Origin of the sequence: Desulfovibrio cuneatus DSM 11391 (assembly GCF_000430005.1) — a bacterium.
GTDB lineage: Bacteria > Desulfobacterota > Desulfovibrionia > Desulfovibrionales > Desulfovibrionaceae > Frigididesulfovibrio > Frigididesulfovibrio cuneatus.
This window is the reverse complement of record NZ_AUCY01000016.1, coordinates 70914-96566: the sequence shown is the minus strand read 5'-3', so window position 1 is coordinate 96566 and position 25653 is coordinate 70914. Positions and strand designations below refer to the sequence as shown.

At 55.4% G+C, this 25653-nt stretch carries 10 protein-coding genes and 1 riboswitch; of the genes, 4 read left to right on the top strand and 6 right to left on the bottom strand.

Annotated elements, in window-relative coordinates; genetic code table 11:
• Nucleotides 1-78 precede the first annotated feature (78 nt).
• Complete coding sequence (locus G497_RS0104675) at nucleotides 79-996, bottom strand: polyprenyl synthetase family protein (RefSeq protein ID WP_034636639.1); 918 nt, start codon at nucleotides 994-996, stop codon at nucleotides 79-81.
• Nucleotides 997-1471: 475 nt separating this feature from the next.
• Here G497_RS0104675 and G497_RS0104670 point away from each other — a divergent pair, with 475 nt between their 5' ends.
• Together G497_RS0104670 and ahcY are read left to right on the top strand one after the other, a co-directional pair.
• On the top strand, nucleotides 1472-2389 hold the full coding sequence (locus tag G497_RS0104670) for an ArsR/SmtB family transcription factor (RefSeq protein WP_027187277.1): 918 nt from the start codon (nucleotides 1472-1474) through the stop codon (nucleotides 2387-2389).
• A gap of 89 nt (nucleotides 2390-2478) precedes the next feature.
• Nucleotides 2479-3924, top strand: a complete 1446-nt coding sequence (gene ahcY / locus G497_RS0104665; protein WP_027187276.1) for an adenosylhomocysteinase — start codon at nucleotides 2479-2481, stop codon at nucleotides 3922-3924.
• 506 nt (nucleotides 3925-4430) lie between these two features.
• On the opposite strand, the gene G497_RS0104660 is transcribed toward ahcY, so the two are convergent.
• Both G497_RS0104660 and thiC read right to left on the bottom strand, forming a co-directional pair.
• Nucleotides 4431-5861 (bottom strand): catalase, encoded by a 1431-nt coding sequence (locus G497_RS0104660; protein ID WP_027187275.1) that lies wholly within the window; start codon nucleotides 5859-5861, stop codon nucleotides 4431-4433.
• 364 nt (nucleotides 5862-6225) lie between these two features.
• The gene (gene thiC / locus G497_RS0104655; protein ID WP_027187274.1) at nucleotides 6226-7497 is read right to left on the bottom strand and encodes a phosphomethylpyrimidine synthase ThiC; all 1272 of its coding nucleotides are present in this window, start codon (nucleotides 7495-7497) and stop codon (nucleotides 6226-6228) included.
• 76 nt (nucleotides 7498-7573) lie between these two features.
• Nucleotides 7574-7698: riboswitch (TPP riboswitch) on the bottom strand.
• A gap of 111 nt (nucleotides 7699-7809) precedes the next feature.
• On the opposite strand from thiC, the gene G497_RS20760 reads away from it, so the two are divergent.
• Nucleotides 7810-8031 carry a YHYH domain-containing protein gene (locus tag G497_RS20760; RefSeq protein WP_369327237.1) on the top strand — a complete coding sequence of 74 codons (222 nt, stop codon included), beginning with the start codon at nucleotides 7810-7812 and terminating at the stop codon, nucleotides 8029-8031.
• A gap of 40 nt (nucleotides 8032-8071) precedes the next feature.
• Here G497_RS20760 and G497_RS18975 read toward each other — a convergent pair whose 3' ends face one another.
• Nucleotides 8072-8461 carry a VOC family protein gene (locus tag G497_RS18975; protein ID WP_051257844.1) on the bottom strand — a complete coding sequence of 130 codons (390 nt, stop codon included), beginning with the start codon at nucleotides 8459-8461 and terminating at the stop codon, nucleotides 8072-8074.
• 402 nt (nucleotides 8462-8863) lie between these two features.
• Nucleotides 8864-9751 (bottom strand): pyridoxal 5'-phosphate synthase lyase subunit PdxS, encoded by an 888-nt coding sequence (gene pdxS, locus G497_RS0104640; protein WP_027187273.1) that lies wholly within the window; start codon nucleotides 9749-9751, stop codon nucleotides 8864-8866.
• 161 nt (nucleotides 9752-9912) lie between these two features.
• Between pdxS and G497_RS0104635 the strand changes: the two genes are divergently transcribed.
• Entirely contained in the window at nucleotides 9913-11316 is a 1404-nt protein-coding gene (locus G497_RS0104635; RefSeq protein WP_027187272.1) for an aminotransferase-like domain-containing protein, read from the top strand.
• Between the two features lie 126 nt (nucleotides 11317-11442).
• Here G497_RS0104635 and G497_RS20065 read toward each other — a convergent pair whose 3' ends face one another.
• Nucleotides 11443-25575: a VCBS domain-containing protein gene (locus tag G497_RS20065; protein ID WP_051257843.1), complete on the bottom strand. Its 14133-nt coding sequence runs from the start codon at nucleotides 25573-25575 to the stop codon at nucleotides 11443-11445.
• Nucleotides 25576-25653: the final 78 nt, after the last annotated feature.

The following is a 25653-nucleotide window of genomic DNA, read 5'->3' as shown; positions in this document are numbered from 1 at the left end:
CTAGGGTACCATTATTATAATGGATGTATTATGAGGCTGGGCAAGTTGCCCAGGGTGCCATGGCCCTGCGGAAAAAAATTATGATACCCTGTTTATAACATATTCCGCAAGCCCGCGTAAGAGCGCTGCCTCCGGCCCATGAAACGGGGCAAGAGCCTGGGTTGCTGCGGCAGCATGTTCTGCCGCAAGGCGTGTGCTGTGCTCAAGCCCAAGCAGGGAAGGGTAGGTTGTTTTGCCCATGTCTTTGTCGCTGCCCACAGGTTTGCCCAGGGTTTCTTCCGTGCCTGTTTCATCCAAAATATCATCGGTAATCTGGAAGGCCGCACCAAGGGAAGCCCCGTAGCGGCGCATAGCCTGCACAGCTTCTTCCGGCGCGCCTGCCAGCACTGCCCCAGCTTCACACGGGCAGCGGAGCAAGGCCCCAGTTTTCATGGCGTGCATGGTTGCCAGTTGTTCCAGGGAAACGGTTTTGCCTTGCAGGGCAGCGCCTGTGTAAAGCATGTCTAAAAATTGTCCCCCTACCATGCCACTTGAACCTGCGGCTTCTGCCACCAGGGCAAGGGCTCGTAGCACGCGGTGGGCGGGTATTTCCTGCACCCCAGCCATGAAGGCAAATGCGTCAGTAAGCAGGGCGTCCCCTGCCAAAATGGCGGTGGCTTCGTCAAACTGCTTGTGGTTTGAAGGCTTGCCCCGGCGCAGGTCGTCGTTGTCCATGGCAGGCAGGTCGTCGTGAATAAGGGAATAGGTATGAATGCACTCAATGGCCGCGGCAAACGGCAGGGCTGCTTCCCCTGCCAGGCCAAATAGACGCGCACTAACAAGGCAAAGAATGGGGCGTAGTCGTTTGCCCCCTGCCAGCAAGCTGTATTCCATGGCGCTGCGCAGGCCAGGCGGCAGGGCACCACCGTGTAGGCACTTTGCAAGCCATGCCTCAATAATTGTTCCTTGAAGGGCAACCGTCGTTTTTACTTCGGAAAGGGGGAGGATATTGGGCATGGGGGGTCCTGAATGTTGTAATGAAAAATAAGCACAAACAAGCATTTCATGGAGATAGCCAGTTCTGGCTACCACAGCCGTATTGCATGATGCTTTGGAAATGCGCCCGAGTCAAGTGGGAACGTGCCCACTGTGCCAGTAGCACGAGACAATAGTAATACTAGAAAGGGCATTGACAAGGCATGAGGCGCTGTGTAGGATATCAAGATAAATTGATTTATGGAAACGCTGATTTTTCCGCTTGGCTGCGTTACCGCGCTCATTTTGTGGAAGGGCAGGGCCAAAGAAGCCCACCCCTTCCACAAAATGAACTTGTGCCTTGCCAAACGAAAAACTGAGCGTTTCCATTGTGCGTTGAGGCTGATTTTTCCGCTTGGTTGCGTTACCCAATCCGTTCTCACGTCCTTTCATTCACACGGCTGCCCAGCCAATACCGTGGTGGCATTTTTCTTCCCATTGTTGGGGGGGTGTTTACATGCTTCAAGTGCTTCCTGCGTTTAAGGCCCTTGCCGACGAAACCCGCCTGCGTCTTGTACATATTTTGTGGCGGTTTGAACTGAATGTGAATGAACTTGTGCATATTATGGACATGGGGCAGTCGCGTATTTCCCGGCATTTAAAAATTTTGTCTGATGCCGGGTTGCTTGTTTCCCGGCGGGAAGGGCTATGGGTTTTCTATTCTGTGCCTGCCAAGGGGGCGCAGCGCGACTTTTTGCAGGCCGTTGTCCCCTTTTGGAGTGAAGAACCTGCCCTGGAAGCAGACCGCAGCATGGCCCAAACCTTATTGGACGAACGGGTAAACAACACCCGCCAGTTTTTTAATGCCATTGCTGAAGACTGGGACAAACTCTCCCGCGAGGTGCTGGGGGGCTTTCAACTGGCTGAAGCGGTAACGCGCCACCTGGAGCCGTGCGCTGTGGCAGCCGATTTTGGCTGTGGCACTGGGAATATGATTCCTGCGTTGCTGGAAATAGCCCAAACCGTGATTGGGGTAGACGGTTCCCTGCGTATGCTGGAACTGGCCCGCCGCCGGTTCACGGCAGAGCTGGACCGTGTTTCCCTGCGCATTGGCGACCTTTCCCACCTGCCCCTGCGCGACGGTGAAGCCGACTGCGCCTGCCTGAACATGGTGCTGCACCATTTGCCCACGCCCTTGGACGCGCTTATGGAAATGCGGCGGGTGTTGCGTACCGGTGGTACCCTGGTTTTAACCGATTTTGACCGCCATGAAGACGAAACCATGCGCCGCGATTATGGCGACCGCTGGCTTGGCTTTGAGGCAGAGACATTGAGGCAACTGTTTGCCCGCGCCGGGTTTACCGTAAAGGCAGCCGAACTTGCCCCGGTGGAGCGCGGCTTGCGCTTGCATATTATGGTTGCAACAGCAGAGTAATGCACGGAAACACGTCATGTTTCCAAAATTTTATTTAACCAGTGGACATTTGTTACCACTGCAAAAATTACCCAACACGGAGATGAGCCATGACAACAACAGCACTCCCCAAAGCCATGCCCCTGGACCTTTCCCTTCCTTATAAGGTTGCAGACATGAGCTTGGCCGAATTTGGCCACAAGGAAATGCAACTTTCTGAGCGGGAAATGCCCGGCCTGATGGAGTTGATTGCCAAGTTTGGCAAGGAACAGCCCCTGAAAGGGCTGAAAATTGCCGGTTCTTTGCACATGACCATTCAAACTGCCATGCTCATTAAAACCTTGCATGCCCTGGGGGCAAACCTGCGCTGGGCTTCCTGCAACATCTTTTCTACCCAGGACCATGCCGCCGCCGCCATTGCCGATTCCGGCATGGCCGCTGTGTTTGCCTGGAAAGGCGAAACCCTGGAAGAATACTGGTGGTGTACGGAAATGGCCCTTACCTGGCCTGATGGTTCCGGCCCCGACCTGATTGTGGATGATGGCGGCGACGCAACCCTGCTTATTCACAAGGGTGTAGATATTGAAAAAAATCCTTCCCTGCTCAATGAGCATGTAACCAACAAGGAACTGGCCATTGTTATGAGCCGCCTTGTGGCCAGCCACGCCGCTACCCCCGGCAAGTGGACTGCCGTTGCCAAAACCATGAAAGGCGTTTCCGAAGAAACCACCACAGGCGTACACCGTTTGTACCAAATGCAGCAGGAAGGCAAGTTGCTGTTCCCTGCCATTAACGTGAATGATGCCGTGACCAAGTCTAAGTTCGACAACCTGTACGGTTGCCGCGAGTCGTTGGCCGACGGCCTGAAGCGTGCCACAGACATTATGGTGGCAGGCAAGGTTGTGCTGGTGTGCGGGTATGGCGATGTGGGCAAAGGATGCGCCCAGAGCATGCGCGGTTTTGGTGCCCGTGTGCTGATTACGGAAATTGACCCCATTTGCGCTTTGCAGGCTGCCATGGAAGGGTATGAAGTAACCACCATGGAAGACGCCCTTGCCGAAGCCGACATTTTTGTCACCGCCACAGGCAACTACAAGGTGATTGAAGGCCGGCACATGCTGGGCATGAAAGATGAAGCCATTGTGTGTAATATTGGGCACTTTGATAACGAAATTGATGTGGAATACCTGGAAACCACCGCAGGCTGCGTGTGCACCAACATCAAGCCCCAGGTGGATAAATGGTTGCTGCCTTCTGGCCGTTCCATTGTGCTTCTTGCTGAAGGCCGCTTGATGAACCTTGGCTGCGCTACCGGGCACCCCAGCTTTGTGATGAGCGCCAGCTTCACCAACCAGGTGCTGGCCCAACTGGAACTTGCTTCCAACAAAGACCTCAAGCCCCAGGTATATACCCTGCCGAAACGCCTGGATGAAGAAGTGGCCCGCTTGCACCTTGGTCGCCTTGGGGCAAAGCTTTCCACCTTGAGTAAAGAACAGGCCGACTACATTAGCGTTCCGGTGGAAGGGCCCTACAAGTCTGAATGGTACCGCTATTAGAAAGCACTCTTTTTTTCCGTTTGGCGGCGTGACATTTCTCCGCTCGGGCTGCGTGGAGATGTGCGGGCAGCAAAGCTACCCGCACCCTCCGCCCTCGCTCCACGGCTCGCTACGCTCGCGACTGCCGTCGGCTTTAGGGAATGGGGGCAGGGCGGAAGAGTCGGTTTCTGTTTTAATGGCATATTAAGGATACCAAAAGCCCCCTGCTGCACGGCCTGAAAGGTCTTATGCGGCAGGGGGCTTATCATTTTGGGGAAGCACTGATTAAATGGCACTTTGGAAACGCGTAGTTATTTCGTTTGGCAAGGCGCGAACTTTTTTTGAAGCAGGAGTGGACTCTTCCGTCCAGGGCTGTTTCCTTAAAATCGACGGCAGTCGCGAGCGTAGCGAGCCGTGGAGCGAGGGCGGAGGGTGCGGGTGGCATTGCCACCTGCACATCACCACGCAGCCCGAGTGGAGAAAGAGAAGCAACGCCGCCAAACGGAATAAATCAGCGTTTCCTTAGGTTAACCCTTCATGGCCTTCACCACCCCTTCATAGTAGGCGGCGTCGACAAGGTGGAACAGGTCAAGCTGCCGTTTGAGAATCTTTTCCGGCACGCCGTGCAGGTCTTCCGCAATGTTTTGGAAGAATCGCTGGCGTTGGGGGGCATCCAGCAGGGCAAAGAGTTTGGCTGGCTGGATGAAGTAATCCGTATCGTCCCGCTGGTTCCATTGCCAGGCATCGCCGTGCAGTGGCAGCGGTGGTTCTTTATATTCCGGTTGTTCCTGGAACACGTTATGGCTGTTGGGTTCATAGGTTATGTCGCCGCTGTTGGCGTCCACCCGCATGGCTCCGTCGCGGTGGTAGGAAGTAACGGGGCAACGCGGGGCATTCACCGGAATTTGGAAGTGGTTTACCCCAAGGCGATAGCGTTGGGCGTCTCCGTAGGAGAACAGCCTGCCCTGGAGCATTTTGTCTGGTGAAAAACTGATGCCGGGCACAACGTTTGCCGGGTTAAAGGCCGCTTGTTCCACTTCGGAAAAATAGTTTACCGGGTTGCGGTTCAGTTCCAGCACGCCCACTTCCTGCAAGGGGGCATCCCCATGGAACCACACTTTGGTCAGGTCAAACGGGTTATAGGGCAGTGCGGCGGCCTTTTCTTCGGTCATTATTTGTACAAACAGTTTCCACTGAGGAAATTGTTTGTTTTCCATGGCGGTATATAAATCGCGCTGGGCGCTTTCCCTGTCGTGGGCAACAATGGCGGCAGCTTCCGCATTGGTCAGGCAGGCAATACCTTGCTGGCTTTTAAAGTGAAACTTGACCCACACGCGCTTGTTTTGGGCATTGATAAAGCTGAAGGTGTGGCTGCCAAAACCGTGCATGTGGCGGTAAGAGCGGGGCAACCCCCTGTCGGAAAAGTCTATGGTGAGCTGGTGCAAGGCTTCTGGCAGGTGGGAAAAGAAATCCCACTTGCGTTCTGCACTGCGCAGGTTGGTGCGCGGGTCACGTTTCACCACGTGGTTCAGGTCAGGAAATTTTAAGGGGTCGCGCAGGTAAAACACCGGGGTGTTATTGCCTACAAGGTCCCAGTTGCCTTCTTCCGTATAAAATTTCATGGCAAAACCGCGAATGTCGCGTTCGGCATCGGCTGCGCCCCGTTCCCCGGCAACGGTAGAAAACCGCACAAACACGTCTGTTTTTTTGCCGATTTCCGCAAACAGTTTTGCCCGTGTGAATTGGGTAATGTCGTGGGTTACCGTAAAGGTGCCGTACGCGCCGGAACCTTTGGCGTGCATGCGCCGCTCCGGAATGACTTCCCGGTCAAAATGGGCCAGCTTTTCCAAAAGCCAGATGTCTTGCAATAGCACAGGGCCGTGCGGGCCTGCGGTGACACTGTTATTATTGTCGGGCACAGGAACGCCAGCAGCGGTGGTGAGCTTGCGGTGGGCCATGGGAAACCTCCCTAAGGTTGCTATGTTGGTGTGACAAGAGAATGGAGACAGCGGGTTTTGAACTCTCCCCTTGTATTGCAGGGGATTACGGCAATTACGCTGTTCTCTGTAGGAAAATTTGTGGGGGGTACGAACTGGTGTACCACAAGAAGGAGGAGAGGGAGAGAGAGTGATACTGAAGAATGATTGCAGTGAAAAAGAAAAACTATTTATACTCTGTTTACTATAAAGCACAATTTGTGGCAAGAGGTATTCAACATTGCTGTAACGGACTGGTAGGCCAAGAAATTGTAATAAGCAACACGGCTTGCAGCGTTTATTGTGCAAGCCGTGTTTGTGTATCCGGTAATAATATTTACGTTATTTATGGTTGCATCATTTTCACTGCGCAAAACTTGCCGCACATGGCGCAGGCTTCTTCATGCTTATGGGGTTCACGCCGGGCGCGCACCATTTCCGGGTCGTAGGCAAGCTGGCTCATGCCCTCCCAGTCCAGGGCAACCCGGGCTTTGGAAATGGCATTTTCCCGCGCAATGGCCTGGGGCCTGCCCAGGGCCGTTTCCCCCGCCTGGGCCGCAATGCGCGAGGCAAGCACCCCGGCCCGCACGTCATGCACGTCTGGCAAGGTAAGGTGTTCTGCCGGGGTAAGGTAGCATAAAAAGTCTGCCCCTGCCTGCACAGCCGCTGCCCCGCCAATGGCCCCGGCAATGTGGTCGTAGCCGGGGGCAGTGTCTGTTACCAATGGGCCAAGCACATAGAGCGGAGCGTTGTTGGTAAGCCGTTTAATGGTTTGTATTTGGCTTGCAACTTCATGCAGGCGCACGTGGCCCGGCCCTTCTATCATGCACTGCACCCCACGGGAAAGGGCATGGCGGGCAAGCCTGCCATGGGTAAGCACTTCTTCAAATTGGGCGGCATCGCCTGCGTCGCACCCGGCACCAGGGCGCAGGCCGTCGCCCAGGGAAAGCGTTACGTTGTGGCGCAGGGCAATATCCACAATACGGTCGAAGTCGGTGAGCAGCGGGTTTTCCTTGCCGTTATGGCGCATCCAGCGGGCAAGCAGGGCCCCCCCGCGGGAAACAATGCCCATAAGGCGGCTACCGTCCATGGCCCATTCTACCCCGCGCTGGGTCAAGCCGCAGTGTACGGTGACAAAATCAACCCCTTGCTCTGCCTGCCTGGCTATTTCCTGAAACAGCAATTCCGGGTCCATTTCGGCAATATCGCGCTGGGCGTCAAGGTACACCTGGCCCACAGCATACATGGGCACGGTGCCAAGGGGGGCGCTGCACCGGGCAAGCATGCCCGTACGAATGGCTTCCAGGTTGCCTGCTATGGAAAGGTCCATAACGGTGTCTGCCCCTGCCTGAACCGCAGTGTCGATTTTTTGCAATTCTGTTTGCAGGCAATGGTTCAGCGGGGAAGTGCCAATGTTGGCGTTTACCTTAACCCGGCTGGGCTGGCCCACCACAATGGGCTGCACATGGGGGTGGGCCGGGTTACCCAGCAACACCATGCTGCCATCTTCAATAGCAGCGGCAATAGCTTCCGGGGCAAGGCCTTCTTCCAGGGCAAGGCGTTGTTTGTGAAGGGAAAATAACGAAGAAAGTGCGGCATTACGTGAAAAGACAGTCATAAGCTCCTCGAAAACGTAATGATGCGCGGCTGCGTTTGCGAGGCACCATAAAAAATGCCCACGCAGGTGGGCGAAGAGCGTATAACTCCAGCTTTCCTACGGCAGTTACTCCGGTACAATACCGGGCTACGCTGCATCAGGTTCAAAGGGTGGTGGGCTTTGCCCATCTCAGCCCGCATTCGGGCCCCCCTAGCTAGTAAAGAATGTAGTGCAAAGAACAGAAAGAGTAAAGGGTGCCGGGGGTATGCCGGCTGTGGGTGCCGGCGTGCAGACGTAGAAAAATGGTAGCCTTTTAATGTGTTATTCTATATTATGGTGACGTGTTGCAGTTGCTCTATGCGGTGTGCATATAATAAGCCAGGAGGGACTATGGAATTTGTAAGAACTTTGCGCAGGGTATTGTGCAGCAGGCGTATGCTGTGCTTGCTTACGCTTGTGTGTTTGCTGGCAATGTCTGCTTCAGCTTTTGGGCACAGTGGCAGAACTGATAAAAGTGGCTGCCATACCGATAGCAAAACAGGCCTACGCCACTGACACTAATCTTTGCGCCGCGGTGCGGTGCTTTTGTGTGGTTTTATTCTGCCAACGGGGTCAGCTTTTGTACAAGCTCCACCCGAATGTTTTCCGGCCCTTTCAAAAACGTGCACAAAAAATTTTCTGACTGGAATGGGGGAACAACCTGGGTTACCCCTGGGTGTTTGAGTATATGGGCGCACGCTGCTTCAAGGTCACCCACCACAAAGCCCAGGTGCTCAATGCAGGCATTGGCAATAGCCCCGTTCTGGCAAGGCACTTCTTTCAGGGCCAGGGGGGCGGAAGCGCCAATATCCAGAATTGCCCCTTTGGCCTCGCCGTAATTGCGGCGGCATACAAGGGTTGCCCCCATGGCTTGTGTCCAAAAGGCAATCATGGGTTCCAGGGCAGCGCATTGCAGGTGCATGTGGTCCAGTGCAGGCTTTATCATGGGGGCTCCTTGCTGAAAATGGATGTGAACAGTTGGGGGCGCACTCGTTGTGTTTTTTGATATAGCGTGCTGCTTGGCTCCCAGGCAATAGTAAATTTGGGAAAAGAAGTGGGCCTGCACGAGAACCCCCAGCCAGTTGCATTGCACTGGCTGGGGGTTCTCTTGTGCGCGTATTGAAGAATTGTCCTTTTGGAACCCGTATTAGCATGTAGGGTACCCCAGGAACGGTTCTGAATATATGATACTAGGGAAGCACTGAGTAAATGGCATTTTGGAAACGCTCAGTTATTTCGTTTGGCAAGGCACGAGCTTTTTTTGAAGCAGGAGTGGACTCTTCCGTCCTCGACTGTTTCAAAAAAAGCGAAGCAACGCAGCCAAACGGAATAAATCAGCGTTTCCCGTTTACCAGCCGCGTTCCTGCATACGTTGCTGCGGCGGCAGGCTGCCAATTTCCAGGCCAGCCATGGCAGGCCCAAGGTTTTTGGAAAGAGCCACCAGGGTGGGGGCATCTTCATAATGCTCTACTGCCTGCACAATGGCCTTGGCGAATTTTTCCGGGTTGCTGGAAGTGAAAATACCGGAACCTACAAACACGCCATCTACCCCAAGGTGCATCATCAGGGCGGCATCTGCCGGGGTGGCAACGCCCCCTGCGGCAAAGTTCACTACAGGCAGCCTGCCAAGGCGTTTTACTTCTTGGAGCAAGGCAAAGGGTGCCCCAATTTCCTTGGCATAGGTCATGAGTTCATCATTGGGCTTTGACTGTACCACGCGAATTTGGCTATTTACCCGGCGAATGTGGCGCACAGCTTCCACAATATTGCCCGTGCCTGCTTCGCCTTTGGTACGCAGCATGGCGGCCCCTTCCCCCAGGCGGCGCAACGCTTCACCAAGGTCACGGCACCCGCACACAAATGGCACGCGGAAATCGTATTTGTATACATGGAACTCTTCGTCCGCCGGGGTAAGCACTTCGCTTTCATCAACGCAGCCAATGTTCATGGCTTCCAGAATGCGTGCTTCGGCAATGTGCCCTATGCGTGCCTTGGCCATAACAGGAATGCTGACGGCCTGCATAACTCCTTCCACCAGGGCTGGGTCTGTCATGCGGGCTACCCCGCCAGCGGAACGGATTTGCGAAGGAACACGTTCCAGGGCCATAACAGCCACAGCCCCGGCCTGTTCCGCAATTTTTGCTTGTTCCACGTTTACGACGTCCATAATAACGCCGCCGCACAGGTGTTGCATGGGGTTGCCAAGGGGTGGGGAATAGAAAGTGTGCTGTTGCATGAGATGCCTCCATCTTGTTTTTTTGCAGTATCCATGAGAAGGAGGTAGCACGCCACTTCCAATTGGCATGTATTTTTACCGACCACTTTTTCCGCTCGGGCGAGCGATTCTTAAATGCCATGTAAGTAGTGGTTCCCTTAACAACAGCACAGGAGTAACCCATGTGGGATATTGCAAAACAGGAACTCGCCCATTTGCCCCTGTACAAGCGGGTTATCCGGCTTATTGAAGAGGCCGTGGAGCAAGGCCACCTGCACGGCGGGGAGCGCCTGCCAGCGGAGCGCGTGCTGGCAAAAACCATGGGGGTAAACCGTTCCACGGTGATTCTGGCCCTGGAAAACCTGACGGAGCGGGGCATATTGGTGCGCAAGCACGGCAGCGGCACCTATGTGAACGCAGAAAAGTGGGGGGTGCAGGGTTTTGCAGAATTGCATTGGCACCGTGCCACATTGTTTCGCAACAGGCAGGCCACAGACCCGTACCGTCTACAGGTGGCAGAGCTCACCAACAAGGCAAAACAGAAAGGGTTTGCCCTGCGGGATTTGGCCCAAGACGCACTGCCCAACGATTTACTGCCGTATATGACTGTGCCGCAATGGCCGTGGCACGACCTTATTCAGGCGGAGCAGGAAGAAGAAGGCACGCGCTTTGGCCTTGCTTCTTTTCGTGTTGCGGTGCAGGCTTTTTTGCGCCAGCACAGGGGGCTTGACCTGCCCCTTTCCCAAATTCTCATTACATCCGGCTCACAACAGTCCATTTTTTTGCTCACCCAGTGTCTGCTTGCCCCAGGGGATTGTGTGGGGGTGGAAATGCCCTCGTACTTTTATTCCCTCCCGGTGTTTCAGGCCGCAGGGCTGCGGCTGTGCCCCCTGCCCATGGACGCACACGGTATTACCGTGGAAGGGCTGGAAGCGGTTATGCAACGGCGCACCCTGAAACTTGTTTTTTTGAACCCGGTGTTCCACAACCCCACAGGGGGGTGCCTTGGGCAGGCCCGCAAAGCACAATTGCTGGAATATTGCGCTGCAAAGCATATTCCCATTGTGGAAGACGATGCCTATGGACTGCTTTCATTCACCGCGGCAAGCAATACCCTGCCTTTGAAGGTAACGGGCCGAGACCAGGTTATTGGCATTGGTTCCCTTTCCAGCTATGTGGGAAGCAGTTTGCGGGCCGGGTGGATTACGGCACCAGAGCCAATAATTACCCAACTGGCAGAAGTACGCCAGCACATGGATGCCCGGTTGAGCGTGCTGCCCCAAGTGCTGGCAGGCCATTACCTGAATGCCATAGCCCCAGACCATGTGCACACGTTGCGGCAGGTGTTGCCTGAGCGGGCCGCGGCCCTTGCCCGGTTTGTTCGCCAGCAGTGGGGGCAGGCGCTGTCCTTTACCCTGCCTGACGGGGGGCTGTACATGTATGCCAAACTGCATGAACGCACCCAGGCTGCAGAAACAGCCATGCTGCGCGACCTGCTTGAACAACGGGTTATTGTTGCGCGTGGCGCGGAGTTTGGCGATACCCCAGGGGCATTTCGCATGAACTTCAGCTGGTTCACGGGGTAGCGCTGTACTGGTAACAGCCCCAAAAATATGGGCGGGGATGGTATCCATCCCCGCCCGGTAAGCGCTCTATTTCATGGCATGTTTGCAGTAACGTTCACCAATTCTTGTTGGTGAACGATTCCAGTTTTAGCTGGAATGATACTTTGTAAGGTTTTGATCAATTTCCTGTTGCAGTTTGTTTTCTTCATCCAGTGTTGTGCTTTGGCCAACAGGTTCTATAAAGGCAGGGTGCTCTTCCTGTACAGGGGAACCCTCTGTTTGGGGAGGACTTGCTTCCTGATGTGAGAACAGGTCATCCATGGTTTTATCCGCTACCAGCAGGTCATGCAGGGCGGGCATTTCAGAGCTGTCTTCCCCTGCATGGGGGGGCTGCGCGGGTTCCTGTGCGGCCAGTTCCGGGTTCAGGGTGACCCCCAGAATGCCTTCAGGTGGCAGGGTGGGTTCGCGGCCTGCTTCATGCAGTATGTTCCCCTCACCCCCGGCAAGCAAAGGATGGCTGCCATAGGCACCTTCGGGGTGGAGCGAACCATTGCTGAGCACCTGGTCGCGCACTTCCTGGTCAAGGTTGTTGTTCTGGGGCTCTTCAGCCACCAGCGGCTCTGAGAACGCAGCGGCATCGAACAGGGTGGGGGCAGCAAAGGCGCTTATGGCCATAAGTGGCACAGCTTCTGCCCCGTGTACTGTAATGTCAATGCTGCTGGTGGCTGTTGCCCCCTGGCTGTCTGTTACGGTGTAGGTGAATGTGTCTGTTGCGGTTTCCCCCACGCCCAGCGCAAGTACCGCAGGGGAAGCGTTGTTAAGGGTGTAGGTATATTGTCCATCGGCCCCCAGGGTAAGGGTGCCATAGGTCCCTTCCTGCCCGGCAATGGGGGTAATGGCCAGGGTATCGTGCATGTCTGCATCTGTGGGTGCAGGCACGGTGCCTGTGGCTATCAGGTTGGTGTCTTGGGTCACATCATTGCTGGCAGCAAAAGCCAGCGGTGCATCGTTCACCCCGTGTATGGTTATGGAAATAGTGGCTGTGCTGCTTGCTCCATGGTTGTCCGTTACCGTGTAGGTAAAGGTGTCTGCTGCTGTTTCGCCAACTCCCAGCCCTTGCACGGCAGGGGATGTATTATTCAGGGTGTAGGTATACTGCCCGTTTGCCCCCAGGCTAAGGGTGCCATAGGTGCCAGCCTGCCCGGCAATGGGGGTAATGGTGAGGGTGTCGTTGCCGTCCGGGTCGGTTGGGGCAGGCACCGTACCTGTAGTGGTTATGGCGGTGTCTTCTGTTACCACAGCCGTGGCTGCCACCACCACCGGGGCGTCATTGGTACCATGCACAGTAATGGAAATGGTGGCTGTGCTGGTTGCCCCCTGGTTGTCTGTTACGGTGTAGGTGAACACGTCGGTGGCGGTTTCCCCAACTCCCAGTGCTTGCACGGCGGGTGTTTCGTTATTCAGGGTATACGTGTAGTGCCCGTCCGCATCCAGGGTAAGGCTGCCATAAGTGCCAGCCCGGGCGGCAATGGGTATAATACCCAGTATATCGTGAATATCTGCATCTGTTGGGCTTGGCACTGTGCCCATTACCGTCAGTCCGGTATCTTCTGTGGCATGACCAACGGAGGCAAAGGCCACAGGGGTATCGTTGGTGCCGTTAATGGTAATGGTCAGGGTGTTGGTGGCGGTTGCCCCCCGGTTGTCTGTTACCGTGTAGGTAAAGATGTCTGTGGCTGTTTCGCCAACGCCCAGCCCTTGCACCGCAGCGGAGGCATTGTTCAGGGTGTAGGTATAGTTGCCTGCCGTATTCAGGCTGAGGGAGCCGTAGCTGCCCACTGTACCTGTTTGGGCAATGAAGGATTTTGTATCCGATGCATCCACGTCTGTAGGGGTGGGGAGCACGCCGGAAGCGGTAGCAACACCTTCATTGATGCTTTTGGTGCTGGCCCCTACCACCGGGGCATCGTTGGTGCCGTTAATGGTAATGGTCAGGGTGTTGGTGGCAAAGCCGCCGTTGCCATCCCCCACCACATAACTGAATTGCTCGGTTCGTGTTTGGCCTACCCCAAGGCTTTGCACGGAAAGAAGGCTGTTGTTCAGGGTATAGCTGTAATTACCACCCGCATCCAGGGTCAGGCTGCCATAGGTGCCTGTCTGGTTGCTGATGGGGGTAAAGGTGAGCACATCGTGCACGTCTATGTCTGTGGGGGTAGGTAACACGCCGCTTATGGCTGCCGTGTCTTCGGCAATGGAAGCGGTTGTGGCCCCCACCACGGGCACATCATTGGTGCCGTTAATGGTAATGGTCAGGGTGTTGGTTGCGGTGCCACCCTGGTTGTCTGTTACGGTGTACGTCAGGGTTTCTGTCAGGGTTTCCCCTACGCCAAGCTGCTGCACTGCCGCAAGGGTATTATTCAGCACATAGGTATAGCCGCCCTGTACCCCAAGGGTAAACGTGCCATAGGTGCCAGCAGTGTTGCTTTGGGCAATAAAGCTGGGGGTGTCGTTGGCGTCTACATCTGTGGGGGCAGGCAGGGTGCCGCTTGTGGTTGTTTGGGTGTCTTCCCGTACACTGGCAACGGCAGGGGCTACCACCGGGGCATCGTTGGTGCCACTAATGGTAATGGTAAGCACGTTGGTTGCGGTGCCACCATGCCCGTCGTTTACCGTATAGGTGAAGGTTTCCAGCAGTTGCTCACCGCGCTGCAACGACTGCACTGCCGTGAGGCTGTTATTCAGCGTGTAGGTGTAGTTGCCTGCTGCGTCCAGGGTAAGCGCCCCATAGGTGCCTGCTGCGCCGCTTTGTGGTGTGTAGGTGAGCACATCGTTGGCGTCTGTATCTGCCGGGGTTGGCAACACGCCGCTTACTGTGGGGGTGTCTTCCGCAATGGAAGCTGTGGAAGGAGCCACCGTAGGCAGGTCGTTGGTGCCGTTAATGGTTATGGTAAAGGTGCTGGTTACCGTGGCGCCGCTGCTGTCCTTTGCGGTGTACGCAAAGTTTTCCGTAAGGGTTTCCCCCACGCCCAGGGCTTGCACCGCAGTGGCTGTGTTGTTCAGCACATAGGTGTAAAAACCGTTGGGTGTAACCGTAAAGGTGCCATACTGTCCGGCCTGGTTGCTCAGGGTGAACGAGTGGGTGTCGTGGGTGTCTACATCCACAGGCTTTGGCAGCATGCCCATGAGGTATTGGGTACCATCTTCCGTAACAGAACCCGTTGCCGAGGCCAACGTGGGCACGTCGTTGGTGCCCTGAATGCTGAGGGTAACGGTATTGCTGGCAGGCACTCCCTGGCTGTCATATATGGTGAAGCTGAAGGAGTCGGAAAGGCGTTCGCCTGTCCCTAGGGCCTGCACTGCAGGCAGGGTATTGTTCAGCACATAGGTGTATGTACCATTGGCATTCAGGGTGAATGTGCCATATTGCCCGGCCACGTTGGTTTGGGGAACCACGGTGAAGGTGTCGTTGGCATCAATGTCTACGGGGGCCGGAATGCTGCCAGTTACCGTGGTGATCAGATCTTCTTTTACGGTTGAGGAAGCGCCACCCACTGTGGGGGCATCGTTGGTGCCATTAACCACAATGGTCAGGGTAGAGGTGGTGGTGGCTCCGTTCAGGTCGTGCGCGGTTATGGTGAATACGTCGGTGGCGGTTTCACCAGGGGCAAGAGCCTGCACAGCCGTGGAGCTGTTGTTCAGAATATAGGCGTAGGTGCCGTTGCTGTTGAGAATAAGCAGCCCATAGGTGCCGTTTTCCCCTGTTTTTGGCTCATACATGACCAGGTCATCTGTATCTATATCTGTGCCACTCATATGCCCGGTGGCAACATACACGTTGTCTTCCGTTACCGTGTTGGTTACCGGGGTAACCACCGGGGCATCGTTGGTGCCATTAATGGTAATGGTAAAGGTGCCAGTGTCGCTGTCGTTGTTGTCATGTACTTCATAAGGGAAGGTTTCATGCAGGCTTGTGCCTGCATTCAGGGCCTGCACCACTGCCAAGGAGTTGTTCAGGGTATACACATATTCGCCGTCTTCGTTCAGCGTAAGTGTGCCATACATGCCCTGTATGCTTTGTGGTGTGTATTCCACCTGGGAGCTACTGTTGCCAGGGGTTGGCAAGTCTCCGCTGGCGGTCAGTTTTACGTCTTCCTGTACAGAATCGCCTGCAGAAACGGCATGGAAGTGTGGGTTGCCGTTGCCGTCTCTTGGGAACAGGGTAATGGTCAGGGTATTGCTGGCGGTGCCGCCATGCCCGTCGCTTACTGTATAGGTGAAGTGTTCGTAGTAGGTTATGCCGTCATTGGGGTGGGCCACAATGCTGTGCCCCTGGTCTACCTTGTAGGTATAGGTGCCGTCTGCATTCAGGGTAAGGGTGCCATATTCACCCTGTATTTCCCCGGCGTTAAAGGTCAGGGTGTCGCCCCGGTCAATATCGCTTGGGGGTGGCAAGTGCCCTTCCAGCTGCACGTCCGGGAAGTACAGTTCATCGTAGGCTGCCCCCACTGTGGGCGCATCGTTGGTGCCTTGTACCGTAATGGTCAGGGTGTTGTACCCCACACCGCCGTGACCGTCTTGCACCACATAGGTAAACGTTTCCGTAAGCGTTTGCCCAACCCCAAGTTGCTGCACCTGGGGCATGCTGTTGTTCAGGCTATAGGTGTACGTGCCATTGGCCCCAATGCTGAGTGTGCCATACAGGCCCGGTTCATTGGTCATGGGGGTAAACACCGGGTGGTCGTGAATGTCTGCATCCACAGGAACAGGCAGTTGCCCGTTGGCTACTGTGGTGGTGTCTTCCTTCAGGGTAACGCCCATGGCCCCTATGGTGGGGGCGTCGTTGGTGCCACGAATAACAATGGTGAGCGTGCCAGGAACATTTGGGCTGTGGCCATCGGTTACGGCTGTGGCAAAGCTTTCCTGGAGTGTTTCCCCAAAGCCCAGGCCTTGCACGGCTGCCAGGCTGTTGTTCAGGGTGTAAGTATAGGTGCCGTTGGCATTTATGTTCAGGGTGCCATACAGGCCTACAAGGTTTACCACTGGCGTGTAGGTAAGGGTATCGTGGGCGTCAATATCTGTTCCGCCCAACGAGCCGGAAGCCACAAGGTGGGTGTCCTCCGTAACACTGGCAACGCGGGTGCCAAGCACGGGGGCATCGTTACTGCCTTGAATGGTCACCGTGAGGGTGGCGGAGCTGGCTGCTCCCTTCGAATCCACCACGGTGTACACAAAGCTGTCTGTAAGCGTGTCGCCAATGCTCAGTTTTTGTACGGCGCTCAGGCTGTTGTTCAGTACATACGAATAGGTGCCATTGGCATTCACTTGCAGGGTGCCATAAAGGCCAGCTTCCCCGGCTTTTGGCACAAAGTTGACGGTGTCCAACACGTCAATATCCACCGGGGTGCTCAGGCTGCCGTTTACGGTGGTAAGGATGTCTTCAATGGCCGTGGTATTGGTGGGGGCCACTGTTGGCCTGTCGTTGGTGCCGTTTACCGTAATGGTCAGGGTATTGGTGGTGGTGCCACCGTGCCCGTCTGTTACGGTGTAGGTAAACACATCGTGCACGGCTTGCCCCTGGCTTAACCCCTGCACCGCGCTGGAAGCGTTGTTAAGCTGGTAGGTGTAGGCACCGGAAGCCGACAGAGTAAGGGTGCCATAGCTGCCTGCCTGGTTTGCCATGGGAGTAAAGGTGGGGGTGTCGTGGGCATCTTTGTCGTAAGGTTGCGGCAATTGCCCGGCAGCAGTCAGAATGCGGTCTTCCGTCACCCTGTTGCTGGCAGAACCCACCACAGGCACGTCGTTGGTGCCGTTAATGGTAATGGTCATGGTGTTGCTGGCGGTGCCGCCTTTGCCGTCACTTACCGTGTACACGAAGGTGTCGGTAACGTGTTCGCCCACACCAAGGCTTTGAATGGCAGAGGAGTTGTTGTTCAGCACGTACACGTAGTTGCCGGAAGCATCTACGGAAAGCTTGCCATACACGCCACCCACATTGGTCATGGTGTTAAAGGTAAGGGTGTCGTGAATGTCTATGTCTGTGGGCTGGCTTAACACGCCGCTGGCGGTTATGGCGGTGTCTTCACTTACCGTTGCAGTACTTGCGGCTACATAGGGGGCGTCGTTGGTGCCCTTCACCGTAATGGTCAGGGTGTTGGTGGCTGTGCCACCCTTATTGTCTGTAACCGTATAGGTAAAGGTTTCCGTAAGGGTTTCCCCCACGCCCAGGGCCTGCACCACTGGCAGGGAGTTGTTCAGGGTGTAGGTATAGCTGCCGTTAGCCATCAAGGTCATGCTGCCGTAAGTTCCGGCAGTGCCCGCCTGGGGAATGAAGGCGAGTGTGTCGCGCACATCCACGTCTGTGGGGGTGGGCAGGGTGCCTGTGGCGGTGGTTTTTGTGTCTTCGGTTACCGTTGCCGTGGCAGCAGCCACCACCGGATTGTCGTTGGTGCCGTTAATGGTCACGGAAAGGGTGTTGGTGCCCGTACCGCCCTGGCTGTCGCGTGCGGTGTAGGTGAATACGTCTGTCACCTTTTCCCCTACGCCAAGGGATTGCACGGAAGCAAGGTTATTGTTCAGCGTGTACACATAGGTGCCACTGGCAGTGTAGGTGAGGGTGCCATAGGTACCCACCACGTTGCTGCGCGGCACAAAGGCCACGGTGTCCCCTGTGTCTACATCTGTAGGGGTGGGGAAGGTGCCGCTGGCGGAAAGGGTTGTGTCTTCCGTCACGTTTGCCGTGCAGGCAGCCACCACCGGGTTGTCGTTTCTTCCCTGAATGGTCACGGTGAGGGTGTTCACCGCAACGCCGCCCTTGCCGTCGTTCACGGTGTAGGTGAACACGTCTGTCAGGGTTTGGCCCACGGCAAGTTGCTGCACAGTGGGCAAGGCGTTGTTGAGCTTGTAAGTGTAGCCACCAGCACTGTTCACCGTAAGAGTACCATAGGCACCCGGTGCGTTGGTTTGGGCAACAAATACCAGCACATCACGTATATCAATATCGGAAGGGGCAGGCAGGCTGCCGCTTTTGGTGGAAGTGTCTTCCACAATGGAAGTGGTGGCAGCGGCAACGGTGGGAATGTCGTTGGTGCCGTTAATGGTAATGGTAAGGGTATTGGTGCCTGTGCCGCCTTTGCCATCGCTTACGGTGTAGGTGATGGTATCAGTCAGCTTTTCCCCAACGCCCAAGGCCTGCACCACAGCCAGGGTATTATTCAGCGTGTAAGTGTAAATGCCGTTGCTGTTGAGGATAAAGGTGCCATAGGTGGCAGCTGTACCCGCTTGGGCCACAAAGCTTGGGGTGTCGTGAATGTCTATGTCTGAAGGTGTGGGCAATGTGCCTGTGGCGGTGGGCTGAATGTCTTCTGCCACAGCATTGGCGGCGGCGCTTACCACCGGGTTGTCGTTGGTGCCGTTAATGGTAATGGTGAGGGTGTTGGTGGCTGTGCCGCCTTTGCCATCGCTTACGGTGTAGGTAATGGTGTCTGTTAGTTTTTCGCCCACACCAAGGCCCTGTACCACGGCCAAGGAGTTGTTCAGGGTGTAGCTATACACGCCACTGCTGTTCACCGTGAAAGAGCCATACGTGGCAGGCGTGCCCGTTTGCGGCACATAGCTGAGTGTGTCGTGGGCGTCCACGTCTGCCGGGGTGGGCAGGGTGCCTGTGGCGGTAAGCCGTGTGTCTTCTGTTACATAGTTTGTGGCAGCGGCCACGGTGGGAATGTCGTTGGTGCCATTAATGGTAATGGTAAGGGTGTTGGTGCCTGTGCCGCCTTTGCCATCGCTTACGGTGTAGGTAATGGTGTCAGTCAGCTTGTCGCCCACGCTTAATGCCTGCACTGCTGCCAGGGCGCTATTCAGGGTGTAGGTGTACACGCCACTGCTGTTAACGCTAAAGGTGCCATAGGTGGCTGCCGTGCCGCTTTGGGCCACAAAGCTTGGGGTGTCGTGAATGTCAATATCTGTGGGGGTGGGCAGGGTGCCTGTGGCGGTGGGCTGGGTGTCTTCTGAAACCGCATTGGCTGCGGCGCTCACCACCGGGTTGTCGTTGGTGCCGTTAATGGTCACAGTAAGGGTGTTGGTGGCTGTGCCGCCCTTGCCATCGCTTACGGTGTAGGTAATGGTGTCGGTCAGTTTTTCACCCACACCAAGGCCCTGCACCGCTGCCAAAGAGTTGTTCAGGGTGTAGGTGTACACGCCATTGCTATTCACCGTGAAGGAGCCATAGGTGGCGGCGGTGTTCGTTTGTGGCACGTAAGTAAAGCTGTCGTGTGAATCGATATCCGTTGGGGTTGGCAAGGTGCCCGTGGCGGTAAGCCCTGTGTCTTCCGTTACGCTGGCCGTTGCCGCTCCTACAGAAGGTGCGTCGTTGGTGCCGTTAATGGTAATGGTGAGGGTGTTGGTGGTGGTGCCACCTTCGCCATCACTTACGGTGTACGTAAACGTTTCTGTAAGATGTTCGCCAGTGCCTAATGCCTGCACGGCAGCCAGAGCGTTGTTCAGGGTATAGCTATAATGCCCGTTTGGTTGCAGGCTAAGTGTGCCATAGGCCCCTGCTGTATTCTGCTGCTGTATGAATGTCAGGTGGTCGTGCACGTCCGCATCTGTCGGGTTTGGCAAAAAGCCGGATGCCGTGATGTTTGTGTCTTCCTGCACGTTGGCAGTGGCTGGCCCAACAGCGGGAATATCGTTGGTGCCATTAATGGTTATGGTAATGGTGTTGCTGTCGGTGCCGCCTTTGCCATCGCTCACTGTGTAGGTAAACGTTTCCGTAAGCTGTTCACCCACGCCAAGCCCCTGCACCACAGGCAGTGTATTGTTCAGGGTGTATGTATAGCTGCCGTTGGCCGCAAGGGTGAAGGTGCCATACGTGCCTGCGCTGTTGGTTTGCGGCAGGAAGGCAAGGACATCGTGGGTGTCCACGTCTGTTGGGGGGGGCAACATGCCGGAAGCCAGCACGTGTGTGTCTTCCGTTACGCTGTCTGTGGTGGCACCCACAACAGGCGCATCGTTGGTGCCCAGCACAACAATAGTAAGGGTGGTTTGGGAAATGGCCCCGTGTTCATCCATCACTTCGTAGGTGAACACATCCAACACCTGTTCCCCTGCTCCAAGGGCTTGCACCAGCGGGGAGTTGTTATTCAGCGTATACTTGTAGTGCCCGTTGGGTTCAATGTTCAGTGAACCGTACACCCCTGGTGTATCCTGCTGGTGCACAAAGGTCAGGTGGGCATTGCCGTCCAAATCTTCCGGGTCTGGCAAAAAGCCCATAGCCCGAATGTCGATGTCTTCTATCACCGTATCTGTAAAGGGGTGAACAATGGGGCCGTCGTTGGTGCCATTAATAGTGATGGTAATGGTGTTGGTGGCGGTGCCACCGTGCCCGTCGCTTACCGAATAGGTAATAACATCGGTCAGGGTGTCGCCCACGCCCAGGGCCTGCACAGTGGGAAGTGCGTTGTTCAGGGTGTAAATGTATTGCCCTGCGGTGTTGACGCTGAAAGAACCGTATGTTGCCGCTGTGCCGGTTTGGGCCACAAAGGTGGGGGTGTCGTGAATGTCGATATCTGCCGGGGCAGGCAAGGAGCCCGTGGCTGTGAGGTCGGTGTCTTCTGTAACGTTGTCTGCGGCAGCGGCCACAGTGGGGGCGTCATTGGTGCCATTAATGGTAATGGTAAGGGTGTTGGTGGCCGTGCCCCCGTGCCCGTCTGAAACGGTGTAGGAAACTGTTTCCGTCAGGGTTTCCCCCACGCCAAGGCCTTGCACCACAGGCAGGGTGTTGTTCAGGCTGTAGGTATAATGGCCTCCTGCATTCACCGTGAACGTTCCATACACAGTAGGGGTGTTGAGCTGCGGCACAAATGTTGGGTGGTCATGCACGTCAATATCTGCCGGGGAGGGTAGGTTGCCTGTGGCGGTAATATCCGTGTCTTCCTTTACACTGTCTGTGGCAGCGCCCACAGTGGGGGCGTCGTTGGTGCCATTAATGGTAATGGTCAAGGTGTTGGTGGCAGTACCGCCGTGCCCGTCGGAAACCGTGTAGGTGAAGGTTTCTGTAAGGCGCTCGCCAACGCCAAGGCCCTGTATGGCAGGCATGCTGTTGTTCAGGCTGTAGGTGTAAGAGCCGGAGGCATTCAGCGTGAGGGTGCCATAGGTGCCAGCGGTACCTGTTTGAGGAATAAAGGTTAGGTGGTCGTGCCTGTCTATGTCCGTTGGGGCAGGCAAGGTGCCATGGGCTGTGGTGTGTGTGTCTTCGGTTACCGTTGCGGTGGCTGCGCCAACTCGTGGGGCATCGTTGGTACCATTAATGGTAATGGTAAGGGTATTTGTGGCAAAGCCACCGTGCCCATCGGAAACAGTGTACTGGAATGTATCGGTAAGACGTTCTCCCACACCAAGCTGTTGTACCGCAGTACGGCTGTTGTTCAGCGTGTACACATAGGCACCCGTTGCGGTGAAGCTGAGTGTGCCATAGTCCCCATTAACGTTGCTGCGCGGAATGAACATCGGGATGTCGTGGGCATCTACATCTGTAGGGGTGGCAAGCATGCCTATGGCTGTCAGGTCTGTGTCTTCTGTCACGGAATCTGTTGTTGCGCCAACGCAAGGCCAGTCGTTGGTGCCATGAATAACGATGGTTAGGGTATTGGTGGTGGTTCCCCCGTGCCCGTCCGTTACAGTATAAATGAAGACATCGGTAACTTCTTCCCCTACGCCCAAAGCCTGTACCGCAGGCAGGCTATTGTTCAGGCGGTAAACATAGTCGCCGTCTGCATCAATGCTCAACCTGCCATAAGCCCCTGCGGTATTGATTTGGGGCACAAAGGTGGGGTGGTCATGAATGTCCACGTCACGTGGGTGTGGCAGGTCACCGTGGGCCACCAGGTCAATGTCTTCCCGCACGCAATCTGTTGCAGGGCTTACTGTAGGAATATCGTTGGTGCCATTAATGGTAACGGTAAGGGTATTGGTGGCGGTGCCACCGTGCCCATCGTTTACAGTGTAGGTGAAGGTGTCTGTAAGGTGTTCCCCTACGCCAAGCCCCTGCACCGCTGCCATGGAGTTATTCAGGGTGTAAGTGTAGGTGCCGTTTGCATTCAGGGTAAGGCTGCCATAACTACCGTTGGTACCTGTTTGGGGAATAAATGCGGGGGTATCGTGTATGTCCACATCAACAGGGGGGGGCAGGGTACCATTGACAACCACAAGAATGTCTTCCGTTGCGGTGGCTGTGGCTGCACCCACAGTGGGAATGTCGTTTGTGCCATTAATGGTAATGGTGAGGGTGTTGGTGGCGGTGCCGCCGTGCCCGTCAGTGACAGTGTAGGTGAAGGCTTCTGTAAGGTGTTCCCCTACGCCAAGCGCCTGCACCGCAGGCATGCTGTTATTCAGGGTGTACGTGTATGCGCCGCTCGCATTCAAGGTAAGGTTGCCATAAGTGCCACTTGTACCTGTTTGCGGCATAAAGGTGGGGGTATCGTGAATGTCGATATCCGTTGGAGCAGGCAGGGTGCCTGTGGCGGTAATATCGGTGTCTTCTTTCACGCTGTCTGTGGCAGCGGCCACAGTGGGGGCGTCGTTGGTGCCGTTAATGGTAATGGTCAGGGTGTTGGTGGCCGTGCCACCGTGTCCGTCGGAAACGGTGTAGGTAAAGGTTTCCGTAAGGTGTTCACCCACGCCAAGGCCCTGTATGGCAGGCATGCTGTTGTTCAGGCTGTAGGTATATGTGCCGTTTGCGTTCAGGGTAAGGCTGCCATAGGTGCCAGCGGTACCTGTTTGGGGAATGAACGTTGGGTGGTCGTGCCTGTCTACATCAGTTGGGGCAGGCAAGGTGCCGTGCGCCGTGGTATGCGTGTCTTCCGTAACCGTTGCAGTGGCTGCGCCAACCCGCGGGGCATCGTTTGTACCATTAATGGTAATGGTCAAGGTGTTTATGGCAAAGCCGCCGTGCCCGTCGGAAACGGTGTACAGGAACGTGTCGGTTCGGTGTTCCCCCACGCCAAGCTGTTGCACTGCGGTACGGCTGTTGTTCAGCGTGTACACATAGGCACCCGTTGCGGTGAAGCTGAGTGTGCCATAGTCCCCATTAACGTTGCTGCGTGGAATGAACACCGGGGTGTCGTGGGCGTCTACGTCTGTAGGGGTGGCAAGCATGCCTATGGCTGTCAGGTCTGTGTCTTCCGTTACTGTGTCGGTTGTTGCGCCAACACAGGGCCAGTCGTTGGTGCCATGAATGACAATGGTCAGGGTATTGGTGGTTGTTCCCCCATGCCCATCTGTGACTGTATAGATGAAGACGTCGGTAATTTCTTCCCCGTGACCCAGGGCTTGTACTGCGGGCAGGCTGTTGTTCAGGCGGTAAACGTAGTCGCCGTCGGCATCAATGCTTAACCTGCCGTAGGCTCCCGCCGTATTGGTTTGGGGCACAAACGTTGGGTGGTCATTAACGTCTATGTCATGCGGGTGGGGCAGATCGCCGCGTGCAATCAAATCAATATCTTCTCGTACACAATCTGTTGCCGGGCTTACTGTGGGAATGTCGTTGGTACCATTAATGGTAATGGTTAGGGTGTTGGTGGCTGTGCCGCCTTGCCCATCTTCCACTGTGTAGGTGAAGGTGTCTGTAAGGTGTTCCCCAACGCCAAGCCCCTGCACCGCTGCCATACTGTTATTCAGGGTGTAGGTATAGGTGCCATTTGCATTTAGGGTAAGGCTGCCATAACTGCCGCTGGTATTTGGCTGGGGGATAAAGGCAAGAATATCATGAACATCCACATCCGCTGGGGCAGGCAATGTACCTGTGGCAACAGTGAGGGTATCTTCTGTTACCGTGTCTGTGGCGGCTGCCACGGTAGGAATATCTTCTGTACCATTAATAGTAATGGTGATGGTGTTGGTGGCAGTGCCGCCATGCCCGTCGTCTACGGTGTAGCTAATAACGTCGGTAAGGGTTTCCCCCACAGCAAGGCCCTGTACTGCCGCCAGGGAGTTGTTGAGCACATAAGTATAGTTGCCCGCACTATCCACACTGAATGTGCCATAGGTAGCAATGGTGCCAGTTTGCGGAACAAATGTCAGAATATCATTAATATCAATATCTTGCGGTGTTGGCAAGGTGCCTGTGGTGATGGTTTCAGTGTCTTCGCTCAGGGCGTCTGTGGTGGCTGCCACAGTGGGGAAGTCTTCTGAGCCATTAATGGTAATGGTAATGGTGTTGGTGGCTGTGCCGCCGTGCCCGTCTGAAACTGTGTAGGTAAACGTTTCAGTAAGGGTTTCTTCAACCCCCAATGCCTGGATGGCAGGCAGGGAATTATTCAATGTATAGATGTAGTTGCCCGCCGCATCCACACTGAACGAGCCGTAGGTGCCCGCAGTATTTGTTTGAGGCACAAATGTAGGCGTGTCATTGCTGTCGGTATCTGCCGGGGTGGGCAGGGTGCCTGTGGCGGTAATCTGGGTGTCTTCTGTAACGCTGGCCGCCGTTGCTTCCACACTTGGGGCGTCGTTTGTGCCATTAATGGTTATGGTCAGCACGCTGCGTACTGTGTCGCCGTTACCGTCTGTGTAGGAGTAAAAGAACTGTTCGGTAAGGGTTTCCCCCACTCCCAAAGCCTGTACAGAAGGTAGTTCGTTGTTCAGCGTGTAGGAAAATGTGCCATTTGGCTGGCGAATAAGGGTGCCGTAAAGGGCAGGCTGGCCTGCTCCTTCCCATGAAAAACCGCCGCCTGGGTCGCCCTGCGAGCTGCCAGCAAGCACATTCCCTTGAATAAGAAAGGTGCCGGGCACATCTTCGGTTGCTGCAAAAGAGAAGGGAAGCAATGAAGGCTGAAGATTAACGGCAAGCGGGGGGGACAGAATGATTTCTTGCGTTGGCCGTATTTGCCCAAACTGGTCAGTACCTAATGCTCCCAGGCGGTTTACCCCGTTAAGCAGGTCGCCTGAGTCGTAGTTGTTTTGGGAAGTGCCGCCACCCCGTGGTGCCGCTGCTGCCGCGGTACTTAATTCGTTGCCCTGGCTGTTTAGCACCGCCTCTACCACCTGGGTAGCGCTGAAAACGGTACCGTCCACAAGAATGGAAGGAGCTTGGGGAGCTTCCGCCATCACAAAGAAATTCTTGATGACAATTGTGCCTTCATCATTGGTGATGAGCACAAGGTCGTCTTCCCTTTGGGTCATTACGATGTCGTTCAGGGAGAAGTTGAACTGGAGAGTATCGCCAGGCTCAATGTTTTGCACAATCTGGGTCTGGCCACGTGCTGCGAGGGGAACAAGCTTGATTGCCATGGTAATTCTCCTGTAAGCGCTGCTTAAAGGTGCGAGTACATTTTTCAGCGCATGAATTTGTTTATTGGGTTAGAGGGT

What these genes read in the sequence shown, in the direction of transcription:
- G497_RS0104670 (WP_027187277.1), top strand. Translation starts at nt 1,472, where the DNA reads ATGCTTCAAGTGCTTCCTGCGTTTAAGGCCCTTGCCGACGAAACCCGC.
- thiC (WP_027187274.1), bottom strand. Translation starts at nt 7,497, where the DNA reads ATGACTGTCTTTTCACGTAATGCCGCACTTTCTTCGTTATTTTCCCTT.
- G497_RS20065 (WP_051257843.1), bottom strand. Translation starts at nt 25,575, where the DNA reads ATGGCAATCAAGCTTGTTCCCCTCGCAGCACGTGGCCAGACCCAGATT.
- ahcY (WP_027187276.1), top strand. Translation starts at nt 2,479, where the DNA reads ATGACAACAACAGCACTCCCCAAAGCCATGCCCCTGGACCTTTCCCTT.
- pdxS (WP_027187273.1), bottom strand. Translation starts at nt 9,751, where the DNA reads ATGCAACAGCACACTTTCTATTCCCCACCCCTTGGCAACCCCATGCAA.
- G497_RS0104675 (WP_034636639.1), bottom strand. Translation starts at nt 996, where the DNA reads ATGCCCAATATCCTCCCCCTTTCCGAAGTAAAAACGACGGTTGCCCTT.
- G497_RS18975 (WP_051257844.1), bottom strand. Translation starts at nt 8,461, where the DNA reads ATGATAAAGCCTGCACTGGACCACATGCACCTGCAATGCGCTGCCCTG.
- G497_RS0104635 (WP_027187272.1), top strand. Translation starts at nt 9,913, where the DNA reads ATGTGGGATATTGCAAAACAGGAACTCGCCCATTTGCCCCTGTACAAG.
- G497_RS0104660 (WP_027187275.1), bottom strand. Translation starts at nt 5,861, where the DNA reads ATGGCCCACCGCAAGCTCACCACCGCTGCTGGCGTTCCTGTGCCCGAC.
- G497_RS20760 (WP_369327237.1), top strand. Translation starts at nt 7,810, where the DNA reads ATGGTGACGTGTTGCAGTTGCTCTATGCGGTGTGCATATAATAAGCCA.